Genomic DNA, 21,571 nt, shown 5'->3' with positions numbered 1-21,571 from the left:
TCTGCCGTTATTGTAGCGATTTATTGCTCACGGCATAAGGCTACGGTGTCCTCTATCAGGCGGCGCGCCACGGTGCCGGGTGGCGGCAACAGCGGCAACTGGTCATAACGGTACCAGCCGGCGTTCAGCAGCTCTTTCGGATCGTGACGAATCTCACCGCGGTGGTAATCGGCCATAAAGGCCATCATCAGCGAATGCGGGAACGGCCAGGGCTGAGAAGTCACATAACGCAGGTTTTTGATTTCAATATTACTTTCTTCCATCACCTCGCGTGCGGCCGCTTGCTCCAGCGTTTCGCCGACCTCGACAAAACCGGCCAGCACAGTATGAATACCGCCGCGATGACGCACATGCTGCGCCAGCAGGATCTCATCGTCACGCCGAATAGCGACGATCACGCAGGGTGCAATCTGCGGGTAGTAACGCTCCCGACAGTGACCGCACAAACAGGCGCTCTCGGTACGGCTCAGGTGCATCTCATGGCCGCAATAACCGCAGAAGCGATGAGAGCGGTAAAAGTCGGCCAGTTGCACGCCGCGCCCGGCCAGCTGAAACAACCCGCGATCGAGCTCGAGCAGTTGACGCACCGAGCCCATATCCTGCGGCATCGTCTGGCGCACCAGCCACACCGGCAACCCTTCCCATTCACCAATGGTGCGCGCCATTCGCCCCTGCAGGGAAAACGACGCCGCCGAACCGAACGGCAATTCACCGCGCGGTAACCAAAGTTTGCTTTCATGGCTGACGATCCACCAGCCATTTTCATTACCCGTTAATGCAAGTTCCATATCGTTGTTGCACAACCTCAGCTTCACTGGCACTCTACAAATCGGCCTTGTTACATTTTAATAACTTACTGTTACTTTTTATTACTTACGGAGTCAAACATGCTCAACCGTTTGGAAAGCCTGACTCAGCGCGTTGGTGGTAGTAATGAATTAGTTGATCAATGGCTTCAGGCGCGCAAGCAGTTGCTCGTCGCCTATTGCACCCTCGTGGGCATCAAACCGAACAAAGAAAAGCATACGCCGCTGAATGAAAAAGCGCTGGAGAACTTTTGCCATAATTTGGTGGATTATCTCTCTGCCGGGCATTTTCATATCTATGACAGAATTATCAAACAAGTGGAAGCCGCACCCAGTCCGAAAATGTCGCTATCGGTAAACATCTATCCCAAACTTTGGGTCAATACCGAGCAGATCATGACTTTCCACGATCGCTATACCGAAGTAGATATCGATCAGGACGTGTGCATGGAATTCCACCGGGCGCTCTCGGATATCGGTGAAACACTTGAGGCACGCTTTGCCCTGGAAGATAAGCTGATCCAACTGGCGACCAAAGCCTCGCAGCAACCTCTGCCGGATAAAGCGGTGGATCAGACGCGTTAGAATTTTGTAGTTTTTTTTATTAACCCTCCTATACTGGAGGGCATCTTGTCGGAGTGCCTAGCGCTGATTTGCTCATCAAATTGGCCAGGCTGAGACCGTTAATTCGGGATCCGCGGAACCTGATCGGGTTAATACCCGCGAAGGGAACAAGAGTAATCTATCGCCACTGGCAGGGCTTCCCGAACGGGGATACCTCCGCCTTGCCGGCCAGTATCATTACTCCCTCCGAGCTCCAGACAAGCAATTTTCCCCACTCATCACACTGGTAGGAATTTGCTATGTCTAACGTTAAAAAACCGCGCGCCCGTAAAGAACAGCGCGAAGAAGCCCAGCAGTTTATCGACACTCTGCAAGGCGTATCCTTTCCCAATTCACACCGCATCTATCTGCAAGGCTCGCGCAGCGATGTGCGGGTCCCGATGCGTGAAATCCAGCTCAGCCCGACGCTGATTGGCGGTGACAAAGACAACCCGCAATACGAGCAGAACGAAGCTATCCCGGTATATGACACCGCCGGCCCGTACGGCGATCCGCAATCCGAGCTCGATGTGCATCGCGGCCTGGCGAAACTGCGCGCCGGCTGGATCGAAGAACGTGGCGATACCGAAGCCCTCAAAGGTGTCAGTTCCGGGTTCACTCAGCAACGCCTGGCGGACGAAGGGTTGGATCATCTGCGCTTCGAGCATCTGCCGCAGCCGCGCAAGGCGCAACCGGGCAAATGCGTCACCCAGTTGCACTACGCTCGCGCCGGCATCGTCACTCCGGAAATGGAATTCATCGCCATCCGCGAAAACATGGGCCGTGAGCGTATCCGCGGCGAAGTGCTGCGCCACCAGCATCCCGGCCAAAGCTGGGGCGCCAACCTGCCACCAAACATCACGCCGGAATTCGTTCGCCAGGAAGTAGCCGCCGGCCGCGCCATCATTCCCGCTAACATCAACCACCCGGAAGCCGAACCGATGATCATCGGCCGTAACTTCCTGGTGAAGGTCAATGCCAATATCGGCAATTCGGCAGTGACTTCGTCGATCGAAGAAGAAGTGGAGAAGCTGGTGTGGTCCACCCGCTGGGGTGCAGACACCGTGATGGATTTGTCCACCGGCCGCTATATCCACGAAACCCGTGAATGGATCCTGCGTAACAGCCCGGTGCCGATCGGCACGGTGCCTATCTACCAGGCGCTGGAAAAAGTGAACGGCGTGGCGGAGAACCTGACCTGGGAAATGTTCCGCGATACGCTGCTGGAGCAGGCCGAGCAAGGCGTCGACTACTTCACCATCCACGCCGGTGTGCTGCTGCGTTATGTGCCGATGACCGCCAAACGCCTGACCGGCATCGTCTCTCGTGGTGGTTCGATCATGGCCAAGTGGTGCCTGTCTCACCATCAGGAAAACTTCCTGTATCAACACTTCCGCGAAATTTGTGAAATCTGCGCCGCCTACGACGTATCGCTGTCGCTGGGTGACGGCCTGCGCCCCGGTTCGATTCAGGACGCCAACGACGAAGCGCAGTTCGCTGAGCTGCACACGCTGGGCGAACTGACAAAAATCGCCTGGGAATATGACGTGCAAGTGATGATCGAAGGCCCAGGTCACGTGCCGATGCAGATGATCCGCCGCAACATGACCGAAGAGCTGGAACACTGCCACGAAGCGCCGTTCTATACCTTAGGCCCATTGACCACCGATATCGCACCCGGTTATGACCACTTCACCTCCGGCATAGGGGCCGCGATGATCGGCTGGTTCGGCTGCGCCATGCTGTGCTACGTAACGCCGAAGGAACACCTGGGCCTGCCGAACAAAGAAGACGTGAAGCAGGGATTGATCACCTACAAGATCGCCGCCCACGCTGCTGACCTGGCCAAAGGCCACCCAGGTGCGCAAATCCGTGATAACGCCATGTCCAAAGCTCGCTTCGAATTCCGCTGGGAAGATCAGTTCAATCTGGCGCTCGATCCCGCCACCGCCCGTGCCTATCACGACGAAACCCTGCCGCAGGAGTCCGGCAAAATCGCCCATTTCTGCTCAATGTGCGGGCCGAAGTTCTGCTCGATGAAGATCTCGCAAGAGGTGCGTGACTACGCCGCCGCGCAGGAAGCGGCCAAGCCGATAGAGGTGCAGCTAACCGGTATGGAGAAGATGTCGGCCGAGTTCCGTTCACGGGGCAGCGAGCTGTACCACAGCGTCAGTAACCTGCAGGAGGAGATGAACAATGACTGATATCGCCACGCCTTTCCCCGCCACGCCGCACAGGCTGGGGTTATACCCGGTCGTCGACAACGTTGAATGGATTGCCCGTCTGCTGGAGGCGGGCGTAACCACGATCCAACTGCGCATTAAGGATTTGCCGGATGAGCAAGTTGAGGATGATATCGCCACCGCCATAGCCCTCGGTAAGCAATATCACGCCCGGCTGTTTATCAACGACTACTGGCAACTGGCGATTAAGCACGGCGCCTATGGCGTACACCTCGGTCAGGAAGATTTGGATACCACCGATCTGGCGGCGATCCATCGGGCAGGATTACGGCTTGGCGTTTCCACCCATGACGATGCCGAATTAGCCCGGGCAATCGCAGTCAAACCCTCTTATATCGCGCTAGGACATATCTTCCCAACCCAAACCAAAGAGATGCCTTCCGCACCTCAAGGCCTGGCTGAGCTGAAACGCCATGTTGCCGGGCTGGGTGACTACCCAACGGTGGCGATCGGCGGGATCGGGATTGATCGCGTGGCGGCAGTGCTGGATTGCGGCGTCGGCAGCGTAGCCGTAGTCAGCGCTATAACCAAGGCTCCAGACTGGCGTGTGGCCACCGCGCAGCTTTTGCAACTGATCGAAGGCAAGGAGTGATTCGATGCTTAACGATCAAGAATTTCTGCGCTACAGCCGACAGCTGCTGCTGGAGGACGTAGGTCCGCAAGGCCAGGAAAAGCTTAAACAGGCATCGGTTTTGCTGGTCGGACTGGGGGGATTAGGGTCCCCAGCCGCACTCTATCTGGCCGCTGCCGGCGTCGGCACACTGCTGTTGGCCGATGACGATACGCTGCACATCACCAATCTGCAGCGTCAGATCCTCTACCGCAGTACCGACGTTTCCAAAAGCAAAGCCGCTCTGGCGCAGCGTCAGTTGCAGGCGCTGAATCCGCAGGTGGAATCCATCGCGCTGGAACAGCGTCTGCAGGGAAAAACCTTGCAAGACGCCGTGGAGCGCGCCGATCTGATCCTGGATTGCAGCGATAACATGACAACCCGCCATGAAGTGAACGCCGCCTGTATCGCCGCCGGCAAACCGCTGATCAGCGGCAGCGCGGTCGGCTTCAGCGGCCAGTTGCTGGTGATTGAACCGCCCTATGCCCACGGCTGCTACGCCTGTCTGTACCCGGAGCAAACCGAGCCGCAACGCAACTGCCGCACCGCAGGCGTGCTCGGCCCGGTAGTTGGCGTCATTGGCACCCTGCAGGCGCTCGAGGCGATAAAAATGCTGGCGGGCATGCCCTCGTCGCTCAGCGGCAAGTTGCGGCTATTCGATGGCAAGCAGCAAAGCTGGAGTACGTTGCAGCTCAGCCAGGCCAGCACCTGCCCGGTATGCGGAGGCGCGGCATGAAAATCCGGCTGAATGACCAACCGCTGGAACTGGCGCAACCACTGAGCGTCACCGCCCTGCTTGAGCAGTTGGAACGCCACCAGCCAGGCACCGCACTGGCGATTAACCAAACTATCATCCCGCGCACCGATTGGGCTAACCACCAGGTGCAGGACGGTGATGACATCCTGCTGTTTCAAGCGATTGCCGGAGGCTGACATGCTGCAAATCGCCGATACCACCTTTACTTCACGCCTGTTTACCGGCACCGGAAAATTCGCCACCCCTGCGCTGATGCTGGACGCGCTGCAAGCCTCCGGCTCGCAGCTAGTGACCATGGCGATGAGGCGCGTTGACCTGCGCGGCGGCAACGATGCCATTCTTGCGCCACTTCAACAGTTGGGCGTGCGCCTGTTACCCAATACTTCGGGCGCCAAAACCGCCGCTGAAGCCGTGTTTGCCGCCCGACTGGCGCGTGAGGCGCTTGGTACCCATTGGGTAAAACTGGAAATTCATCCCGACGTGAAATATCTGCTGCCGGACCCGATTGAAACCTTGAAAGCGGCTGAAACGCTGGTTAAAGAGGGCTTTGTGGTATTGCCCTACTGCGGCGCCGATCCGGTGTTGTGTAAACGGTTGGAAGAGGTGGGCTGCGCAGCGGTGATGCCGCTCGGCGCACCGATAGGATCCAATCGCGGACTGCGGACCCGCGACTTCCTGGAAATCATTATCGAACAGGCCAAAGTGCCGGTGGTGGTCGATGCCGGCATCGGTGCGCCAAGCCATGCGCTGGAGGCGATGGAACTGGGTGCCGATGCGGTGCTGGTGAATACGGCAATCGCCGTGGCGCGCGACCCGGTACAAATGGCGCGCGCGTTCCGTTTGGCACTGGAAGCCGGTGAGCTGGCTCGCCAGGCCGGGTTGGGAGGCCGCAGCCGCAATGCAGTGGCCTCCAGCCCACTGACCGCCTTCCTTAGCCAACCTGGGGAGGCATTGTGATGGCAGATGATTTCAGTAGCCGCTGGCAACAGCTCGATTGGGACGATATCTCGCTGCGCATCAACGGTAAAACTGCGCTGGATGTCGAACGGGCGCTCAATGCGGAAAAATTGACGCGTGAAGACTTTATGGCGTTGATCTCGCCCGCGGCTGCGCCCTACCTGGAGCCGCTGGCGCAGCGTGCACAACAGCTGACGCGCCAACGCTTTGGCAACGTGGTCGGCTTCTACGTGCCGCTGTACCTGTCCAACCTGTGCGCCAACGACTGCACCTATTGCGGTTTCTCGATGAGTAACCACATCAAACGTAAAACGCTCAATGCTATCGAGATCGAGCGCGAATGCCTGGCGATTAAGGCATTGGGTTTCGAGCACCTGTTGCTGGTCACCGGCGAACACCAGACCAAGGTCGGCATGAACTATTTTCGCGATCATATTCCGGCGATCCGCACCCACTTCAGCTCGCTGATGATGGAGGTGCAGCCGTTGGCGCAGGAGGAATATGCCGAGCTGAAAACGCTGGGGTTGGACGGTGTGCTGGTGTACCAGGAAACCTATCATCCTTCCACTTACCAACAACATCACCTGCGCGGCCAGAAACAGGACTTTCACTGGCGGCTGGCCACGCCGGATCGTCTCGGCCGCGCGGGGATCGACAAGATCGGCCTTGGCGCGCTCATCGGGCTTTCCAATAGCTGGCGCACCGATTGCTACATGTTGGCCGAACACCTGTTCTATCTCCAGCAAACTTACTGGCAGAGCCGCTACTCAATTTCATTCCCGCGCCTGCGTCCCTGCGCCGGCGGCATCGAACCGGCATCAATCATGAGCGAACCGCAACTCGTACAGTTAATCTGCGCCTTTCGCCTTTTCGCTCCTGACGTAGAGCTTTCTCTGTCGACACGCGAGTCGCCGTTCTTCCGCGATCATATGATCCCGGTAGCGATCAACAGCGTCAGCGCCGGCTCCAAAACCCAACCCGGCGGCTATGCCGACGATGTGCCGCCTGAACTGGAACAGTTCGAACCACACGACGGCCGCACACCGCAACAGGTGTCGCAAGCTATCAGCGACGCCGGTTTGCAGCCGGTATGGAAAGACTGGGACGGATATCTGGGGCGTAGCGCGCAGTAATTTGCAATCTTTGCAGCACCGTTGGAAATGCCATAGAAGCACCGCGCAAAGCCTGCAGAGGCTGCTGGTATGGGAAATCAGCGCGGCTATAGTGGCGATGCTGGCTTCCGAATCCGGCACCAGCCGGAGCCGCTATTTTCTCAACGGCTCTGCTTACCAACCCCCGGATCGCGCCGGATACCCTCCCGTGCGACTCCGGGACCTCCTAATGTTTGACTCCTCCCGCATTCATCTCGCCGGTTTTTTGACAAAATAAACTGGTTGGACCACATTTAAAGTCTGATCGCCGACGCGGTCTGATAACTCTGCGAGATAACCACTATGAATCTGTACCTGCGACTGATCTGGGTTTTACTCTCATCGTGCTGGAAACCACGTATGTCGATGGATGCTTTGACCAACCAACTGGCGACCCGAGTTTGGCTGAATGACATCGACCTCAATCTGCATATGAACAATGGCCGCTACATGACGGTATGCGACCTGAACCGGGTCGATTTGTTTATCCGCACCGGCCTGATGGCGTTGATGCTTAAACGACGCTGGTCACCGATCATCAGCCAGCACACCATGGATTACAAAAAGGCGTTGCAGCCGTTCCAGCGCTATCAGGTCAGCATGAGCATTACCCACTGGGACGAACGCTATTTCTATGCCACCCATACTTTCAGCGTTGGCGATCGGATCGTCGCTCAGGGCACGTCGCGGGCGGTGATTTTAGGACGGGAAGGTGTGGTCGCACCGGACGTGGTGATAGCAAGCGTCCGGCAATATCAACAGGTCAAGGGCTTTGCCGGCGTGTAATTCGGGCAAAAAAAACCGCCCCCGAAGGAGCGGTTTATCTGGCAAGGTCCGGCATACCGGCCCCTAAGGCATATCAACGATTACTCGTCGTTACCGCCCAGGTTACCAGCGTTCAGCAATTCAGCCAGGTTAGCTGTCGCTTCTTCCGCGCTTACCTGCGGAACAACCGGCACTTCACCCTGTGCTTTACGGCGCATACGATCCTGGTGATAAGCGTAACCGGTACCGGCTGGGATCAGACGGCCCACGATGACGTTCTCTTTCAGGCCGCGCAGTTCATCACGCTTACCGGCAACAGCCGCTTCGGTCAGAACGCGCGTCGTTTCCTGGAACGATGCTGCGGAGATGAAGGACTCGGTCGCCAAGGAAGCCTTGGTGATACCCAGCAGATCGCGTGAGAAGGTTGCCTCGATTTTGCCTGCAGCAGCAAGTTGACGGTTGGCAATCTTAACGCGAGACACTTCAGCCTGCTCGCCTTCCAGGAACTCGGTGCTACCAGCACTAACGATGGTGCCTTTACGCAGCATCTGACGAACGATAACTTCGATGTGTTTATCGTTAATCTTAACGCCTTGCAGACGGTAAACTTCCTGCACTTCGTTGGTGATGTAGCGGGTAACCGCATGCACACCACGCAGACGCAGAATGTCGTGCGGAGACTCTGGGCCGTCAGAAACAACGTCGCCACGCTCCACAATTTCGCCTTCAAACACGTTGAGCTGACGCCATTTTGGAATCATCTCTTCGTATGCGTCGCTGCCGTCCAGCGGAGAGATTACCAGGCGACGTTTGCCTTTGGTCTCTTTACCGAACGAGATAATCCCGCTGATTTCAGCCAGGATTGCCGGCTCTTTCGGACGACGTGCTTCGAACAGATCCGCAACGCGTGGCAGACCACCGGTAATATCCTTGGTACCGCCGGATTCCTGAGGAATACGCGCCAGGGTATCACCCGCACCGATCTGAATGCCGTCTTCCAACTGCACAATCGCTTTACCCGGCAGGAAGTATTGAGCAGGCATATCAGTACCTGGGATCAATACGTCGTCGCCTTTGGCATCAACGATTTTCAGTGCCGGACGCAGGTCTTTACCGCTACCGGTACGCTCTGCGCTGTCCAGAACGACCAGAGAAGACAAACCGGTCAGTTCGTCGGTCTGGCGAGTAATGGTCTGGCCGTCAACCATATCAGCGAAGCGGATGAAACCACTCACTTCGGTGATAACTGGCATGGTGTGCGGATCCCAGTTAGCAACGGTTTCGCCGCCGTTAACTTCTGCACCGTCACCTTTGCCCATGACAGAACCGTAAGGCACTTTATAGCGTTCTTTGGTACGGCCGAATTCGTCGATCAACTTCAGTTCGGTGTTACGAGAGGTGATCACCAGCTTGCCTGTGGCGTTCATAACGAACTTCACATTGCTCAGCTTCAGAGTACCCTTGTTTTTCACCTGGATGCTGGATTCAGCAGCCGCACGAGATGCCGCACCACCGATGTGGAACGTACGCATCGTCAGCTGTGTACCCGGCTCACCGATTGACTGTGCCGCGATAACGCCGATAGCTTCGCCTTTGTTGATGATGTGACCACGTGCCAGGTCGCGACCATAGCAGTTTGCACACACACCAAAGTCGGTTTCACAGCTAACTACGGAACGGACTTTAACGCTGTCGACAGAGTTCTCTTCCAACAGGTCACAGGTCTTCTCATGCAGCAGCGTGTTGCGTGGAACCAGAATGTCCGCCGTACCCGGCTTGATGACATCTTCTGCAGTTACACGGCCCAGAACGCGTTCACGCAGTGGCTCTTTAACGTCGCCACCTTCGATAACCGGAGTCATCGTGATGCCGTTGTGAGTACCACAGTCGTCTTCGGTAACCACCAGATCCTGCGCCACGTCAACCAGACGACGGGTCAGATAACCGGAGTTAGCCGTTTTCAGTGCGGTATCCGCCAAACCTTTACGAGCACCGTGAGTGGAGATGAAGTACTGGAGTACGTTCAGACCTTCACGGAAGTTCGCGGTGATTGGCGTTTCGATGATGGAACCGTCCGGCTTCGCCATCAGACCACGCATACCGGCCAGCTGACGAATCTGAGCGGCGGAACCACGCGCACCGGAGTCGGCCATCATAAAGATGCTGTTGAAGGAAACTTGCTGTTCCACAACGCCGTCACGGTTAACCACGTCTTCAACCGACAGGTTTTCCATCATCGCTTTAGCAACACGTTCGTTCGCCGCAGCCCAGATATCGATCACTTTGTTGTAACGTTCACCGGCGGTTACCAAACCAGACTGGAACTGCTCCTGGATCTCGGCAACTTCGGTTTCCGCTTCTTCGATGATCTCCGCTTTCTTGGCCGGGATAACCATGTCATCGATACCTACTGAAGCGCCTGAACGGGCTGCATAGGCAAAACCGGTATACATGATCTGGTCGGCAAAGATAACGGTCGGCTTCAGGCCCAGGATGCGGTAACAAGTGTTCAGCATCTTGGAGATCGCTTTCTTGCCCAAAGGCTGGTTAACGATCGCGTACGGCAGACCTTTTGGCACGATCATCCACAGGATGGCGCGGCCAACGGTAGTGTCGACGATCGAAGTCTGATGTACAGACTCGCCTTCGGTGTTTTTGATCTCTTCAGTGATACGCACTTTGACACGCGCATGCAGAGAGGCCAGACCGGCGCGGTAAATACGTTCCGCTTCTTTCGGGCCGCTCAGCACCATGCCTTCGCCTTTGGCGTTAACACAGTCACGGGTCATGTAGTACAGACCCAGTACAACGTCCTGAGAAGGAACGATGATTGGCTCGCCGTTCGCAGGTGACAGGATGTTGTTGGTAGACATCATCAACGCACGCGCTTCCAACTGGGCTTCCAGCGTCAACGGTACGTGTACAGCCATTTGGTCACCATCGAAGTCGGCGTTGTATGCCGCACAAACCAGCGGGTGCAGCTGGATTGCCTTGCCTTCGATCAGAACCGGTTCAAACGCCTGGATACCCAAACGGTGCAGGGTTGGTGCACGGTTCAGCAGTACCGGGTGTTCGCGGATAACTTCGTCCAGGATGTCCCAAACGACAGCTTCTTCGCGCTCAACCATTTTCTTGGCGGCTTTGATGGTCGTGGCCAGGCCACGCAGTTCCAGCTTGCCGTAGATGAACGGTTTGAACAGCTCCAGCGCCATTTTCTTAGGCAGACCGCACTGATGCAGACGCAGGTATGGACCTACGGTGATTACAGAACGACCGGAGTAGTCAACACGTTTACCCAACAGGTTCTGACGGAAACGACCCTGCTTACCTTTGATCATGTCGGCCAAAGATTTCAGAGGACGTTTGTTGGAACCGGTGATCGCACGACCGCGACGGCCGTTATCCAGCAGGGCATCTACCGCTTCTTGCAGCATACGCTTTTCGTTGCGCACGATGATGTCAGGCGCGGCCAGATCCAGCAGGCGTTTCAGACGGTTGTTACGGTTGATAACGCGGCGGTACAGATCGTTCAGATCTGAAGTCGCGAAACGGCCACCATCCAGCGGAACCAGCGGACGCAGATCCGGCGGCAGTACCGGCAGCACGGTCAGGATCATCCACTCTGGCTTGTTGCCAGACTGCACGAACGCTTCCAGCAGCTTGATACGCTTGGTCAGCTTCTTACGCTTGGTTTCGGAGTTGGTTTCGTTCAGCTCTTCACGCAGCTGCTCGCATTCCGCTTCCAGATCCATGTTTTTCAACAGGGCCTGAATGGCTTCCGCACCCATCTTGGCGTCGAATTCGTCACCGAACTCTTCCAGCGCATCCAGATACTGCTCTTCAGTCAGGATCTGACGACGCTCGAGGTTGGTCATACCGCCTTCAACAACCACATAGGATTCGAAGTACAGTACACGTTCGATGTCACGCAGCGGCATATCCAGCAGCAAACCGATGCGCGAAGGCAGCGATTTCAGGAACCAGATGTGCGCAGTCGGTGAAGCCAGCTCGATGTGGCCCATGCGCTCACGGCGCACTTTGGTCTGGGTCACTTCAACGCCGCACTTCTCACAGATCACGCCGCGGTGTTTTAAGCGCTTGTACTTACCGCACAGGCACTCATAGTCTTTTACCGGCCCAAAGATACGGGCGCAGAAAAGGCCGTCACGTTCTGGTTTGAACGTACGGTAGTTAATGGTTTCCGGCTTCTTAACTTCACCGAACGACCACGAACGGATCATATCTGGCGATGCCAGAGCAATCTTGATCGCATCAAACTCTTCGGTCTTAGTTTGCGCTTTCAGAAACTTCAATAAGTCTTTCACGGATTGGCTCCTGTCGGAGTTAAACCTGTTGGGCGCACGCTGACAAATCGCGCGCCCGTGTGACCTGAACAACCACCCTCAGGCTCCCTAAGGCCGGGAGCCTGAGCCGGAAAAACGATTACTCGTCTTCCAGTTCGATGTTGATACCGAGCGAGCGGATTTCTTTCAACAGTACGTTGAAGGACTCCGGCATGCCTGGTTCCATGCGGTGATCGCCATCCACGATGTTTTTGTACATCTTGGTACGGCCGTTAACGTCATCCGACTTAACGGTGAGCATTTCCTGCAGGGTATAAGCTGCGCCGTATGCTTCCAGTGCCCACACTTCCATCTCACCGAAGCGTTGACCACCGAACTGCGCCTTACCACCCAGCGGCTGCTGAGTAACCAAGCTGTACGAACCGGTTGAACGGGCGTGCATTTTATCGTCAACCAAGTGGTTCAGTTTCAGCATGTACATATAGCCAACGGTAACCTGGCGCTCGAACTGCTCACCGGTACGGCCATCGAACAGCGTAATCTGACCAGAGGTTGGGATTCCGCCCATTTCCAGCAGTTGCTTGATTTCACTCTCTTTCGCACCATCAAACACCGGCGTGGCGATTGGCATACCTTTTTTCAGGTTCTCTGCCAGACGCAATACTTCGTCGTCGGTGAAAGTGTTCAGGTCAACTTTCTGGCAGACATTGTCGCCCAGATCGTAAGCCTTCTGAATGAACTCACGCAGCTTGGCCACTTCCTGATGCTGCTTCAGCATTTGGTTGATCTTCTCACCAATGCCTTTCGCAGCCATACCCAGGTGGGTTTCCAGGATCTGACCGATGTTCATACGTGATGGTACGCCCAGCGGGTTCAGTACGATGTCAACCGGCGTGCCGTTTTCATCGTAAGGCATATCTTCGATCGGGTTGATCTTGGAGATAACACCCTTGTTACCGTGGCGGCCTGCCATCTTGTCACCCGGTTGAATCTGACGCTTAACGGCCAGATAAACCTTGACGATTTTCAGCACGCCTGGTGCCAGATCGTCGCCTTGGGTGATCTTACGACGCTTGGCGTCCAGCTTCTTCTCGAAGTCGGATTTCAGCTCGTCGTACTGCTCTGCCAGCTGTTCCAGCTGGTTTTGCTTCTCTTCGTCGGTCAGGCCCAGTTCCAGCCAGCGATCGCGTGGCAGCTTGCTCAGCTTCTCAGCTTCAACGCCACCGGCAACCAGCACCGCATGGATACGTGCAAACAGGCCAGCTTCCAGGATTTGCAGTTCTTCAGTCAGGTCTTTCTTCGCCTGCTTCAGCTGCATTTCTTCGATTTCCAACGCACGCTTGTCTTTGTCCACGCCATCGCGGGTGAAGACCTGCACGTCGATAACCGTACCGGAAACGCCGTTTGGTACACGCAGAGAAGAGTCTTTAACGTCAGACGCTTTCTCACCGAAGATCGCGCGCAGCAGCTTCTCTTCTGGCGTCAGCTGGGTTTCACCTTTCGGCGTTACCTTACCTACCAGAATGTCGCCACCGGTCACTTCAGCACCGATATACACGATACCGGATTCATCCAGTTTGGAGAGCGCAGCTTCACCCACGTTAGGGATGTCGGCAGTGATCTCTTCAGGCCCCAACTTGGTGTCGCGAGACACGCACGCCAGTTCCTGGATGTGGATGGTCGTGAAGCGATCTTCCTGAACCACACGCTCGGACACCAAGATGGAGTCTTCGAAGTTGTAGCCGTTCCACGGCATGAACGCCACGCGCATGTTCTGGCCCAGCGCCAGTTCACCCAGATCCGTGGACGGGCCATCTGCCAGCACGTCGCCGCGCTCGATTGGCTCACCCAGGTTCACACACGGCATCTGGTTGATGCAGGTGTTCTGGTTAGAACGGGTGTACTTGGTCAGGTTATAAATATCGATACCTGCTTCGCCCGCGAGCATCTCGTCTTCGTTAACTTTGATAACGATACGGGAAGCATCCACGTACTGGATCACGCCGCCACGTTTGGCTACGGCAGTAACACCGGAGTCAACCGCAACCGCACGTTCCATACCGGTACCTACCAGCGGCTTGTCAGCACGCAGAGTCGGAACCGCCTGACGTTGCATGTTCGCACCCATCAATGCACGGTTGGCGTCATCGTGTTCCAGGAATGGAATCAGTGAAGCACCAACGGAGACAACCTGCTGGGTCGATACGTCCATATAGTCAACCTGATCGCGGCTAAACAGGCTTGATTCGCCTTTGCTACGACAGGTGACCAGGTCTTCTTCGAAGCGGCCGTCATCATCCAGGTTGGAGTTCGCCTGAGCGATAACGAAGTTGCCTTCTTCAATAGCAGACAGGTAGTTGATTTCATCGGTAACCAGACCGTCACGCACGCGGCGGTACGGGGTTTCCAGGAAGCCATACTCGTTGGTCTGTGCGTACACGGACAAGGAGTTGATCAGACCGATGTTTGGACCTTCCGGCGTTTCGATTGGACACACGCGACCATAGTGAGTCGGGTGTACGTCTCGAACTTCGAAGCCGGCGCGTTCACGGGTCAGACCGCCTGGGCCCAATGCAGAGATACGACGTTTGTGCGTAATCTCGGACAACGGGTTGTTCTGGTCCATAAATTGAGACAGTTGGCTGGAGCCGAAGAACTCTTTCACCGCAGCCGAAATCGGCTTGGCGTTGATCATGTCCTGAGGCATCAGGGTGTCCAGATCGCCCAGCGACAGACGTTCTTTAACCGCACGCTCAACACGCACCAGGCCTACACGGAACTGGTTCTCAGCCATTTCGCCGACGGAACGGATACGACGGTTGCCCAAGTGGTCGATATCGTCCACTTCGCCTTTACCGTTACGGATATCGATGAGCTTCTTCATCACTTCAATGATGTCGTCTTTGCTCAGGATACCCGAACCTTCGATCTCGTCGCGCAGCAGAGAACGGTTGAACTTCATACGGCCAACCGCAGACAAATCGTAGCGGTCTTCAGAGAAGAACAGGTTCTCGAACAGGCTTTCGGCAGCTTCGCGCGTTGGCGGCTCACCAGGGCGCATCATGCGGTAGATTTCTACCAGTGCGCTCAGACGATCGCTGGTTGGGTCGACACGTAGAGTCTCAGAGATATACGCACCGTGATCCAGATCGTTGGTGAACAGCGTTTCAATACGTTTGTGGCCTGACTGGCTCAGTTTGGCCAGCAAATCCAGCGACAGCTCCATGTTGGCTGCGCAGATAAGCTCACCGGTATTGGTATCGATATAGTCCTTCGCGACCACTTTGCCCGCAATGTACTCAACCGGTACTTCAATACTCTGAATTTCGTCTTTTTCGAGCTGACGGATATGACGAGCGGTGATACGACGGCCTTTCTCAATGTAGATCTTGCCGTTGGCTTCGATATCAAACGAAGCAGTTTCACCACGCAGACGTTCTGGAACCAGCTCCATCTGCAGCTTGTTATCACGGATCTCGAACACAACTTTCGCAAAGAACAGGTCAAGGATCTGCTCAGTGGTGAATTGCAGCGCGCGCAGAATGATGGTCGCAGGCAGTTTACGGCGACGGTCAATACGCACGAACAGGTTGTCTTTCGGGTCAAACTCGAAATCCAACCATGAACCGCGGTAAGGGATGATACGTGCGTTGTACAGCACTTTACCCGAGGAGTGGGTTTTACCCTTATCGCTGTCAAAGAATACGCCAGGACTACGGTGAAGCTGAGATACGATAACCCTCTCAGTACCGTTGATCACAAAGGTACCGTTTTCGGTCATGAGCGGAATTTCGCCCATATAGACTTCTTGTTCCTTGATGTCTTTGACCGTACCTTCCGGAGCTTCGCGCTCATAGATTACCAGGCGCAGTTTTACGCGCAGCGGTGCAGAATACGTCACACCACGGATCTGGCACTCTTTGACGTCGAACACCGGCTCACCAAGACGGTAGCTAACGTATTGCAGCTCCGAATTGCCACTGTAGCTCTGGATAGGGAAAACAGAACGGAATGCGGCTTCAAGGCCGTACTGCCCTTCTGGGTCTTGCTCGATAAACTTCTGGAACGAGTCAAGCTGGATAGAAAGGAGATATGGTATGTCCAGAACTTGTGGACGCTTACCAAAATCCTTACGAATACGTTTTTTCTCGGTATAGGAGTAAACCATAGGGTTCCTCAGCTCGCTGATCAGTGACCCAATCTGTCCGTCCGGATAGAGGACGGTTCATGCAACACCATTTTGTGGATCGGAAAGCGGGAACACTTTCCGCAATACTCGTTTCTATCACGCTTAAATCATTTCATCGCGCTATGCGGCAGATTCGGCTGCTGCAGGGAGGGCAATATATTAAGTCGTCGATAGAAAGAAATATTGGGGTTAGCCAGTAGCCAAACAGTGTGAAACTCTACTGACGCCCTACAGCGCAAAAAGGCTGGCGACCAAAAAGTCACCAGCCATCAGTCTGTTAAGTCAGACTGCACTCTGAGAAGTTAAACTTACTTAACTTCAACAGAAGCGCCAGCTTCTTCCAGAGCTTTTTTCAGTGCTTCAGCGTCGTCTTTGCTGATGCCTTCTTTCAGTACTGCTGGAGCAGACTCTACCAGGTCTTTGGCTTCTTTCAGGCCCAGACCGGTTGCGCCACGTACTGCTTTGATAACTGCAACCTTGTTGCCGCCGATAGCAGACAGAACAACGTCGAATTCAGTTTTTTCTTCAACAACTTCAGCAGCAGCAGCAGGACCTGCAGCTACAGCAGCAGCAGAAACACCGAACTTCTCTTCCATAGCGGCGATCAGTTCAACGATTTCCATTACAGACAGAGCTGCAACGCCTTCGATAATTTGGTCTTTAGTGATAGACATAACAAAAGTTCCTAAAATTCAGAAATAGTTTAAATACGTAAGCAACGGATAAGAGAGAGGGCTTATGCCGCTTCTTTCTGATCGCGCAGTGCAGCCAGAGTGCGAACCAATTTGCCAGCAGCGGCTTCTTTCATGGTTGCCATCAGGCGTGCGATTGCTTCATCGTAAGTAGGCAGAGTTGCCAAGCGGTCAATTTGTGCCGCAGGGATCAGCTCACCTTCAAAGGCCGCAGCTTTAATCTCGAACTTTGCATTCGCTTTCGCGAAATCTTTGAACAGACGAGCAGCAGCGCCCGGGTGTTCATGAGAAAATGCAATCAAGGTAGGACCGACAAACGTGTCTTTCAGGCATTCGAACGGAGTGCCTTCAACTACGCGACGCATCAGGGTGTTACGAACAACACGCATGTAAACGCCAGCTTCACGACCTGCTTTACGCAGTTCAGTCATTTTATCAACGGTAACGCCACGGGAATCCGCAACAACCGCAGACAGCGCGCCTTTGGCTACTTCGTTGACTTCAGCAACAATCGCTTGTTTGTCTTGAAGATTTAATGCCATTAGCTTTTTGCTCCTGGATTTAGCCGGGGGAAATCCCGGCACTCACATCACTCTACACCTGGTGATAAATCACTCGGTGAGAGCGTTCAAACACGGTGAGCAGAATCCAGCAAAGACAATTTAAAATTTTCTTTAGGCTCTGTCACCGTCTACGCAGGAAGGATTAAGTATCTTTCGATACACCTGCGGTCTTGGACGGAGGCCTGGATAGGCCAGGCTCCAACCGAAAAATCTTTGTTCCGCTGATGGCCATTACCAATAGCGAAACCTTGGGGGATAAGATTCTAGACAAATCTTAACCCCAAGTCAAAGCGATAATCGCAAGGCGATTAGTTCGCTACAGCAGTCAGGCCGCTTTGATCGATAGCAACGCCAGCACCCATGGTGGTGGAGAGGCTAACTTTCTTGATGTACACGCCTTTAGCCTGAGATGGTTTTGCCTTTTTCAGCGCAACCAGCAGAGCTTCCAGGTTTTCTTTCAGCTTGTCTGACTCGAAATCAACCTTACCGATAGTGGTATGGATGATGCCGTTTTTGTCGTTACGGTAACGAACCTGGCCTGCTTTAGCGTTTTTCACTGCTTCAGCAACGTTCGGAGTAACGGTACCCACTTTCGGGTTTGGCATCAGGCCACGTGGACCCAGGATCTGGCCCAGTTGACCAACAACGCGCATTGCATCTGGAGAAGCAATAACAACGTCGAAGTTCATTTCGCCTTTCTTGATCAGGTCTGCCAGATCTTCCATACCTACCAGCTCTGCGCCAGCAGCTTTAGCTGCTTCAGCGTTAGGACCTTGTGCAAATACGGCAACGCGAACAGAACGACCGGTGCCGTTTGGCAGAACGGTAGCGCCACGAACGTTTTGGTCAGATTTACGAGCGTCGATGCCGAGATTAACAGCAACGTCAACGCTTTCTACGAATTTAGCAGTGGCCAGCTCTTTCAGCAGAGCAACAGCTTCGGTGATGTCATACTGTTTAGTAGCATCAACTTTGTCACGGATCACGCGCATGCGCTTGGTCAGCTTAGCCATTTCTTAATCCTCCACTACCAGGCCCATGGAACGAGCAGTACCTTCGATGGAGCGAGTCATCGCTTCAACGTTGGAACCAGTCATGTCCGCAGCTTTGGTTTCTGCGATTTCACGTACCTGAGCACTAGTCACTTTACCTACTTTGTCTTTGTTCGGCTTGCCTGAACCAGACTTGATACCAGCCGCTTTTTTCAGCAGAACTGCTGCTGGCGGGGTTTTGGTAACGAAAGTGAAGGAGCGGTCAGAATAAACAGTAATAACAACCGGAATCGGCAGACCTTTCTCAACGCTGTCAGTCTTAGCATTGAACGCCTTACAGAATTCCATGATGTTAACGCCTTGCTGACCCAGAGCTGGACCAACTGGCGGACTTGGGTTCGCCATACCGGCTGCAACTTGCAGCTTAACGTAGGCTTGTACTTTCTTGGCCATTTACAATTCCTCGGTTTGGGTAATAACGCCTCACAAGAGGCTCCCCGTGTTTCACCCCGCTCAATGAGCAAGGCCTATAAAAACAAAAGGCGCGAAATTATAGTTCAATTTCGCGCCTCTGACAAGCGGCAAAAGCCACTTATTGCTGATTAATTGATCAGCCTTTTTCAACCTGAGCAAAATCCAGTTCCACCGGCGTTGCACGCCCAAAGATGGAAACAGAAACTTTCAGGCGACTCTTCTCGTAGTCCACTTCTTCAACAACACCGTTGAAGTCAGCGAATGGACCATCGTTAACGCGGACCAGTTCACCCGGTTCGAACAGCGTTTTAGGACGCGGCTTATCACCAACCTGCTGCAGGCGGTTCATAATCGCATCTACTTCTTTATCGCTGATCGGTGCCGGACGGTCAGAGGTGCCGCCGATGAAACCCATTACGCGTGGAACACTGCGCACCAAGTGCCAGCTGGCGTCATTCATCACCATCTGAACCAACACATAGCCCGGGAAGAATTTGCGTTCGCTTTTACGACGTTGACCGCCACGGATTTCAACAACTTCTTCCGTAGGGACCATCACTTCGCCGAACAGCTCTTCCATATCGTGCAGTTTGATATGTTCACGCAGCGATTGCGCAACGCGACCTTCAAAACCGGAAAACGCCTGAACGACGTACCAACGTTTTTTTGGAGCTTCAGACATTTTAGAACCTCAGGCCAGTAATAAACGATACCAGACGGACCAGAATACCATCCAGCCCCCACAGAATCAGCGACATCACGGCAGTTACCGCGGCAACGATCAACGTGGTATGTAGCGTTTCCTGACGAGTTGGCCAAATCACTTTGCGCACTTCAGTACGCGCTTCGCGCGCAAACGCAACGGTAGCTTTGCCTTTGGTGGTCATCAGCGCTATTGCGCCTGCAACGGCGATAACCACTACAACAGCCAGCGCACGTAATGGCAGACTGAAATCACGGTAGTAATAATTACCGACAATAGCCACAACCAACAGAACGGCGACGATCAGCCACTTAGCCGCTTCCAGGCCGCGCCCGCTCCCTTGAGCCTCGGTATTCGCACTCATAAACCAACCTGTCACAATGAATTCAGAACAGACAACTTTGCCTCACACCGCAAGGCAAACCAAACCGATCAGATGCTGCTTCGGCAGCATTTCGGTGTTTTACGCTATGACGTATCTCAGTCAATACGGTTTAAGAGCCCATCTCACCAATGATTATGACTGCAAAATCGCTGATGAGATAGGTTCTAGTTCACAGCGTAGAAAAAGGGCATCAAATGATGCCCTTTTACCGCGTGTCGCGTCAAATGTTATCAGCGATTAAGCGATAACTTTAGCAACAACACCAGCGCCAACAGTACGGCCGCCTTCACGGATTGCGAAACGCAGGCCGTCGTCCATCGCGATTGGGTGGATCAGGGTTACAACCATGTTCACGTTGTCACCTGGCATTACCATCTCTACGCCTTCTGGCAGTTCGATGGTACCGGTCACGTCAGTTGTACGGAAGTAGAACTGTGGACGGTAGCCTTTGAAGAATGGCGTATGACGACCACCTTCTTCTTTGCTCAGGATGTACACTTCTGAGTCAAACTTGGTGTGTGGCTTGATTGAACCTGGTTTAGCCAGAACCTGACCACGTTCGATATCTTCGCGCTTGATACCACGCAGCAGAACACCCACGTTCTCACCAGCACGGCCTTCGTCCAGCAGTTTGCGGAACATTTCAACGCCGGTACAGGTAGACTTAACGGTGTCTTTGATACCCACGATTTCAACTTCTTCGCCAACTTTAACGATACCGCGCTCAACACGACCGGTAACAACGGTACCACGACCGGAGATGGAGAATACGTCTTCGATTGGCAGCAGGAACGGCTTGTCGATAGCACGCTCTGGTTCTGGGATGTAAGAATCCAGGAAACCGGCCAGCTCGATGATTTTAGCTTCCCACTCTGGCTCGCCTTCCAGTGCTTTCAGCGCTGAACCACGAACAACCGGCAGGTCATCACCAGGGAAGTCGTAAGCAGACAGAAGTTCACGAACTTCCATTTCTACCAGTTCCAGCAGCTCTTCATCATCAACCATGTCGCATTTGTTCATGAATACGATGATGAAAGGAACGCCAACCTGACGACCCAGCAGGATGTGCTCACGGGTCTGAGGCATTGGGCCGTCAGTCGCAGCAACAACCAGGATTGCGCCGTCCATCTGAGCAGCACCGGTGATCATGTTTTTAACGTAGTCGGCGTGCCCTGGGCAGTCAACGTGCGCGTAGTGACGGCTTGGGGTGTCATATTCAACGTGAGAAGTGTTGATGGTGATACCACGAGCTTTTTCTTCTGGCGCGTTATCGATCTGGTCGAAAGCACGTGCAGAACCGCCGTAGGTTTTAGCCAGAACGGTGGTGATTGCTGCAGTCAGGGTAGTTTTACCGTGGTCAACGTGGCCGATAGTACC

General features: G+C 54.4%; 18 protein-coding genes and 1 riboswitch. Of the genes, 8 read left to right on the top strand and 10 right to left on the bottom strand.

Features of this window, described 5'->3' with window-relative positions:
* Nucleotides 1–20: 20 nt before the first annotated feature.
* The gene (gene nudC, locus ACUTSW_RS24920) at nt 21–788 is read right to left on the bottom strand and encodes an NAD(+) diphosphatase (RefSeq protein ID WP_445585588.1); all 768 of its coding nucleotides are present in this window, start codon (nt 786–788) and stop codon (nt 21–23) included.
* Nucleotides 789–887: 99 nt separating this feature from the next.
* Between nudC and ACUTSW_RS24915 the strand changes: the two genes are divergently transcribed.
* The 8 genes from ACUTSW_RS24915 (at nt 888) to ACUTSW_RS24880 (ending at nt 7,913) form a co-directional block, all read left to right on the top strand.
* Nucleotides 888–1,391 (top strand): Rsd/AlgQ family anti-sigma factor, encoded by a 504-nt coding sequence (locus ACUTSW_RS24915; RefSeq protein ID WP_004953964.1) that lies wholly within the window; start codon nt 888–890, stop codon nt 1,389–1,391.
* A gap of 39 nt (nt 1,392–1,430) precedes the next feature.
* A riboswitch (TPP riboswitch) is annotated at nt 1,431–1,554 on the top strand.
* A 115-nt stretch (nt 1,555–1,669) separates the two neighbouring features.
* Nucleotides 1,670–3,613 carry a phosphomethylpyrimidine synthase ThiC gene (gene thiC, locus ACUTSW_RS24910; RefSeq protein ID WP_445585587.1) on the top strand — a complete coding sequence of 648 codons (1,944 nt, stop codon included), beginning with the start codon at nt 1,670–1,672 and terminating at the stop codon, nt 3,611–3,613.
* A complete protein-coding gene (gene thiE / locus ACUTSW_RS24905; RefSeq protein ID WP_445585586.1) occupies nt 3,606–4,244 on the top strand; it encodes a thiamine phosphate synthase in 639 nt (212 codons plus the stop codon). Before thiC ends, thiE begins: the two co-directional genes overlap by 8 nt.
* A gap of 4 nt (nt 4,245–4,248) precedes the next feature.
* Nucleotides 4,249–4,998, top strand: a complete 750-nt coding sequence (locus tag ACUTSW_RS24900; RefSeq protein WP_006323151.1) for a HesA/MoeB/ThiF family protein — start codon at nt 4,249–4,251, stop codon at nt 4,996–4,998.
* Nucleotides 4,995–5,195 (top strand): sulfur carrier protein ThiS, encoded by a 201-nt coding sequence (gene thiS / locus ACUTSW_RS24895; protein WP_318432118.1) that lies wholly within the window; start codon nt 4,995–4,997, stop codon nt 5,193–5,195. Before ACUTSW_RS24900 ends, thiS begins: the two co-directional genes overlap by 4 nt.
* A 1-nt stretch (nt 5,196) precedes the next feature.
* Nucleotides 5,197–5,976 (top strand): thiazole synthase, encoded by a 780-nt coding sequence (locus ACUTSW_RS24890; RefSeq protein ID WP_004953953.1) that lies wholly within the window; start codon nt 5,197–5,199, stop codon nt 5,974–5,976.
* Nucleotides 5,976–7,109 (top strand): 2-iminoacetate synthase ThiH, encoded by a 1,134-nt coding sequence (gene thiH / locus ACUTSW_RS24885; RefSeq protein WP_004953950.1) that lies wholly within the window; start codon nt 5,976–5,978, stop codon nt 7,107–7,109. The genes ACUTSW_RS24890 and thiH overlap by 1 nt, the downstream gene beginning before the upstream one ends.
* Nucleotides 7,110–7,487: 378 nt before the next feature.
* Complete coding sequence (locus ACUTSW_RS24880) at nt 7,488–7,913, top strand: thioesterase family protein (RefSeq protein WP_062869253.1); 426 nt, start codon at nt 7,488–7,490, stop codon at nt 7,911–7,913.
* Between the two features lie 80 nt (nt 7,914–7,993).
* On the opposite strand, the gene rpoC is transcribed toward ACUTSW_RS24880, so the two are convergent.
* The 9 genes from rpoC to tuf all read right to left on the bottom strand — a co-directional run.
* Nucleotides 7,994–12,217, bottom strand: coding sequence for a DNA-directed RNA polymerase subunit beta' (rpoC, locus tag ACUTSW_RS24875; RefSeq protein ID WP_004953943.1), 4,224 nt, complete (start codon nt 12,215–12,217; stop codon nt 7,994–7,996).
* A gap of 118 nt (nt 12,218–12,335) precedes the next feature.
* Entirely contained in the window at nt 12,336–16,364 is a 4,029-nt protein-coding gene (rpoB, locus tag ACUTSW_RS24870; RefSeq protein ID WP_004953940.1) for a DNA-directed RNA polymerase subunit beta, read from the bottom strand.
* 329 nt (nt 16,365–16,693) lie between these two features.
* Nucleotides 16,694–17,059 (bottom strand): 50S ribosomal protein L7/L12, encoded by a 366-nt coding sequence (rplL, locus tag ACUTSW_RS24865; RefSeq protein ID WP_006323137.1) that lies wholly within the window; start codon nt 17,057–17,059, stop codon nt 16,694–16,696.
* A gap of 62 nt (nt 17,060–17,121) precedes the next feature.
* Nucleotides 17,122–17,619 (bottom strand): 50S ribosomal protein L10, encoded by a 498-nt coding sequence (rplJ, locus tag ACUTSW_RS24860; RefSeq protein ID WP_006323136.1) that lies wholly within the window; start codon nt 17,617–17,619, stop codon nt 17,122–17,124.
* Between the two features lie 329 nt (nt 17,620–17,948).
* Nucleotides 17,949–18,653 (bottom strand): 50S ribosomal protein L1, encoded by a 705-nt coding sequence (gene rplA / locus ACUTSW_RS24855; protein ID WP_004953932.1) that lies wholly within the window; start codon nt 18,651–18,653, stop codon nt 17,949–17,951.
* 3 nt (nt 18,654–18,656) lie between these two features.
* Nucleotides 18,657–19,085, bottom strand: coding sequence for a 50S ribosomal protein L11 (gene rplK / locus ACUTSW_RS24850; protein WP_006323135.1), 429 nt, complete (start codon nt 19,083–19,085; stop codon nt 18,657–18,659).
* Nucleotides 19,086–19,242: 157 nt separating this feature from the next.
* On the bottom strand, nt 19,243–19,788 hold the full coding sequence (gene nusG / locus ACUTSW_RS24845) for a transcription termination/antitermination protein NusG (RefSeq protein ID WP_004953928.1): 546 nt from the start codon (nt 19,786–19,788) through the stop codon (nt 19,243–19,245).
* A gap of 1 nt (nt 19,789) precedes the next feature.
* The gene (secE, locus tag ACUTSW_RS24840; protein WP_006323134.1) at nt 19,790–20,173 is read right to left on the bottom strand and encodes a preprotein translocase subunit SecE; all 384 of its coding nucleotides are present in this window, start codon (nt 20,171–20,173) and stop codon (nt 19,790–19,792) included.
* Between the two features lie 258 nt (nt 20,174–20,431).
* A partial coding sequence (gene tuf, locus ACUTSW_RS24835) for an elongation factor Tu (RefSeq protein ID WP_062791875.1) occupies nt 20,432–21,571 on the bottom strand: 1,140 nt, incomplete at its 5' end.

The sequence above is a fragment of the Serratia sp. TSA_198.1 genome (genome assembly GCF_052686505.1).
This window is presented reverse-complemented; position numbering and strand designations above follow the sequence as displayed.

What these genes read in the sequence shown, in the direction of transcription:
- nudC (WP_445585588.1), bottom strand. Translation starts at nt 788, where the DNA reads ATGGAACTTGCATTAACGGGTAATGAAAATGGCTGGTGGATCGTCAGC.
- ACUTSW_RS24915 (WP_004953964.1), top strand. Translation starts at nt 888, where the DNA reads ATGCTCAACCGTTTGGAAAGCCTGACTCAGCGCGTTGGTGGTAGTAAT.
- thiC (WP_445585587.1), top strand. Translation starts at nt 1,670, where the DNA reads ATGTCTAACGTTAAAAAACCGCGCGCCCGTAAAGAACAGCGCGAAGAA.
- thiE (WP_445585586.1), top strand. Translation starts at nt 3,606, where the DNA reads ATGACTGATATCGCCACGCCTTTCCCCGCCACGCCGCACAGGCTGGGG.
- ACUTSW_RS24900 (WP_006323151.1), top strand. Translation starts at nt 4,249, where the DNA reads ATGCTTAACGATCAAGAATTTCTGCGCTACAGCCGACAGCTGCTGCTG.
- thiS (WP_318432118.1), top strand. Translation starts at nt 4,995, where the DNA reads ATGAAAATCCGGCTGAATGACCAACCGCTGGAACTGGCGCAACCACTG.
- ACUTSW_RS24890 (WP_004953953.1), top strand. Translation starts at nt 5,197, where the DNA reads ATGCTGCAAATCGCCGATACCACCTTTACTTCACGCCTGTTTACCGGC.
- thiH (WP_004953950.1), top strand. Translation starts at nt 5,976, where the DNA reads ATGGCAGATGATTTCAGTAGCCGCTGGCAACAGCTCGATTGGGACGAT.
- ACUTSW_RS24880 (WP_062869253.1), top strand. Translation starts at nt 7,488, where the DNA reads ATGTCGATGGATGCTTTGACCAACCAACTGGCGACCCGAGTTTGGCTG.
- rpoB (WP_004953940.1), bottom strand. Translation starts at nt 16,364, where the DNA reads ATGGTTTACTCCTATACCGAGAAAAAACGTATTCGTAAGGATTTTGGT.
- rplL (WP_006323137.1), bottom strand. Translation starts at nt 17,059, where the DNA reads ATGTCTATCACTAAAGACCAAATTATCGAAGGCGTTGCAGCTCTGTCT.
- rplJ (WP_006323136.1), bottom strand. Translation starts at nt 17,619, where the DNA reads ATGGCATTAAATCTTCAAGACAAACAAGCGATTGTTGCTGAAGTCAAC.
- rplA (WP_004953932.1), bottom strand. Translation starts at nt 18,653, where the DNA reads ATGGCTAAGCTGACCAAGCGCATGCGCGTGATCCGTGACAAAGTTGAT.
- rplK (WP_006323135.1), bottom strand. Translation starts at nt 19,085, where the DNA reads ATGGCCAAGAAAGTACAAGCCTACGTTAAGCTGCAAGTTGCAGCCGGT.
- nusG (WP_004953928.1), bottom strand. Translation starts at nt 19,788, where the DNA reads ATGTCTGAAGCTCCAAAAAAACGTTGGTACGTCGTTCAGGCGTTTTCC.
- secE (WP_006323134.1), bottom strand. Translation starts at nt 20,173, where the DNA reads ATGAGTGCGAATACCGAGGCTCAAGGGAGCGGGCGCGGCCTGGAAGCG.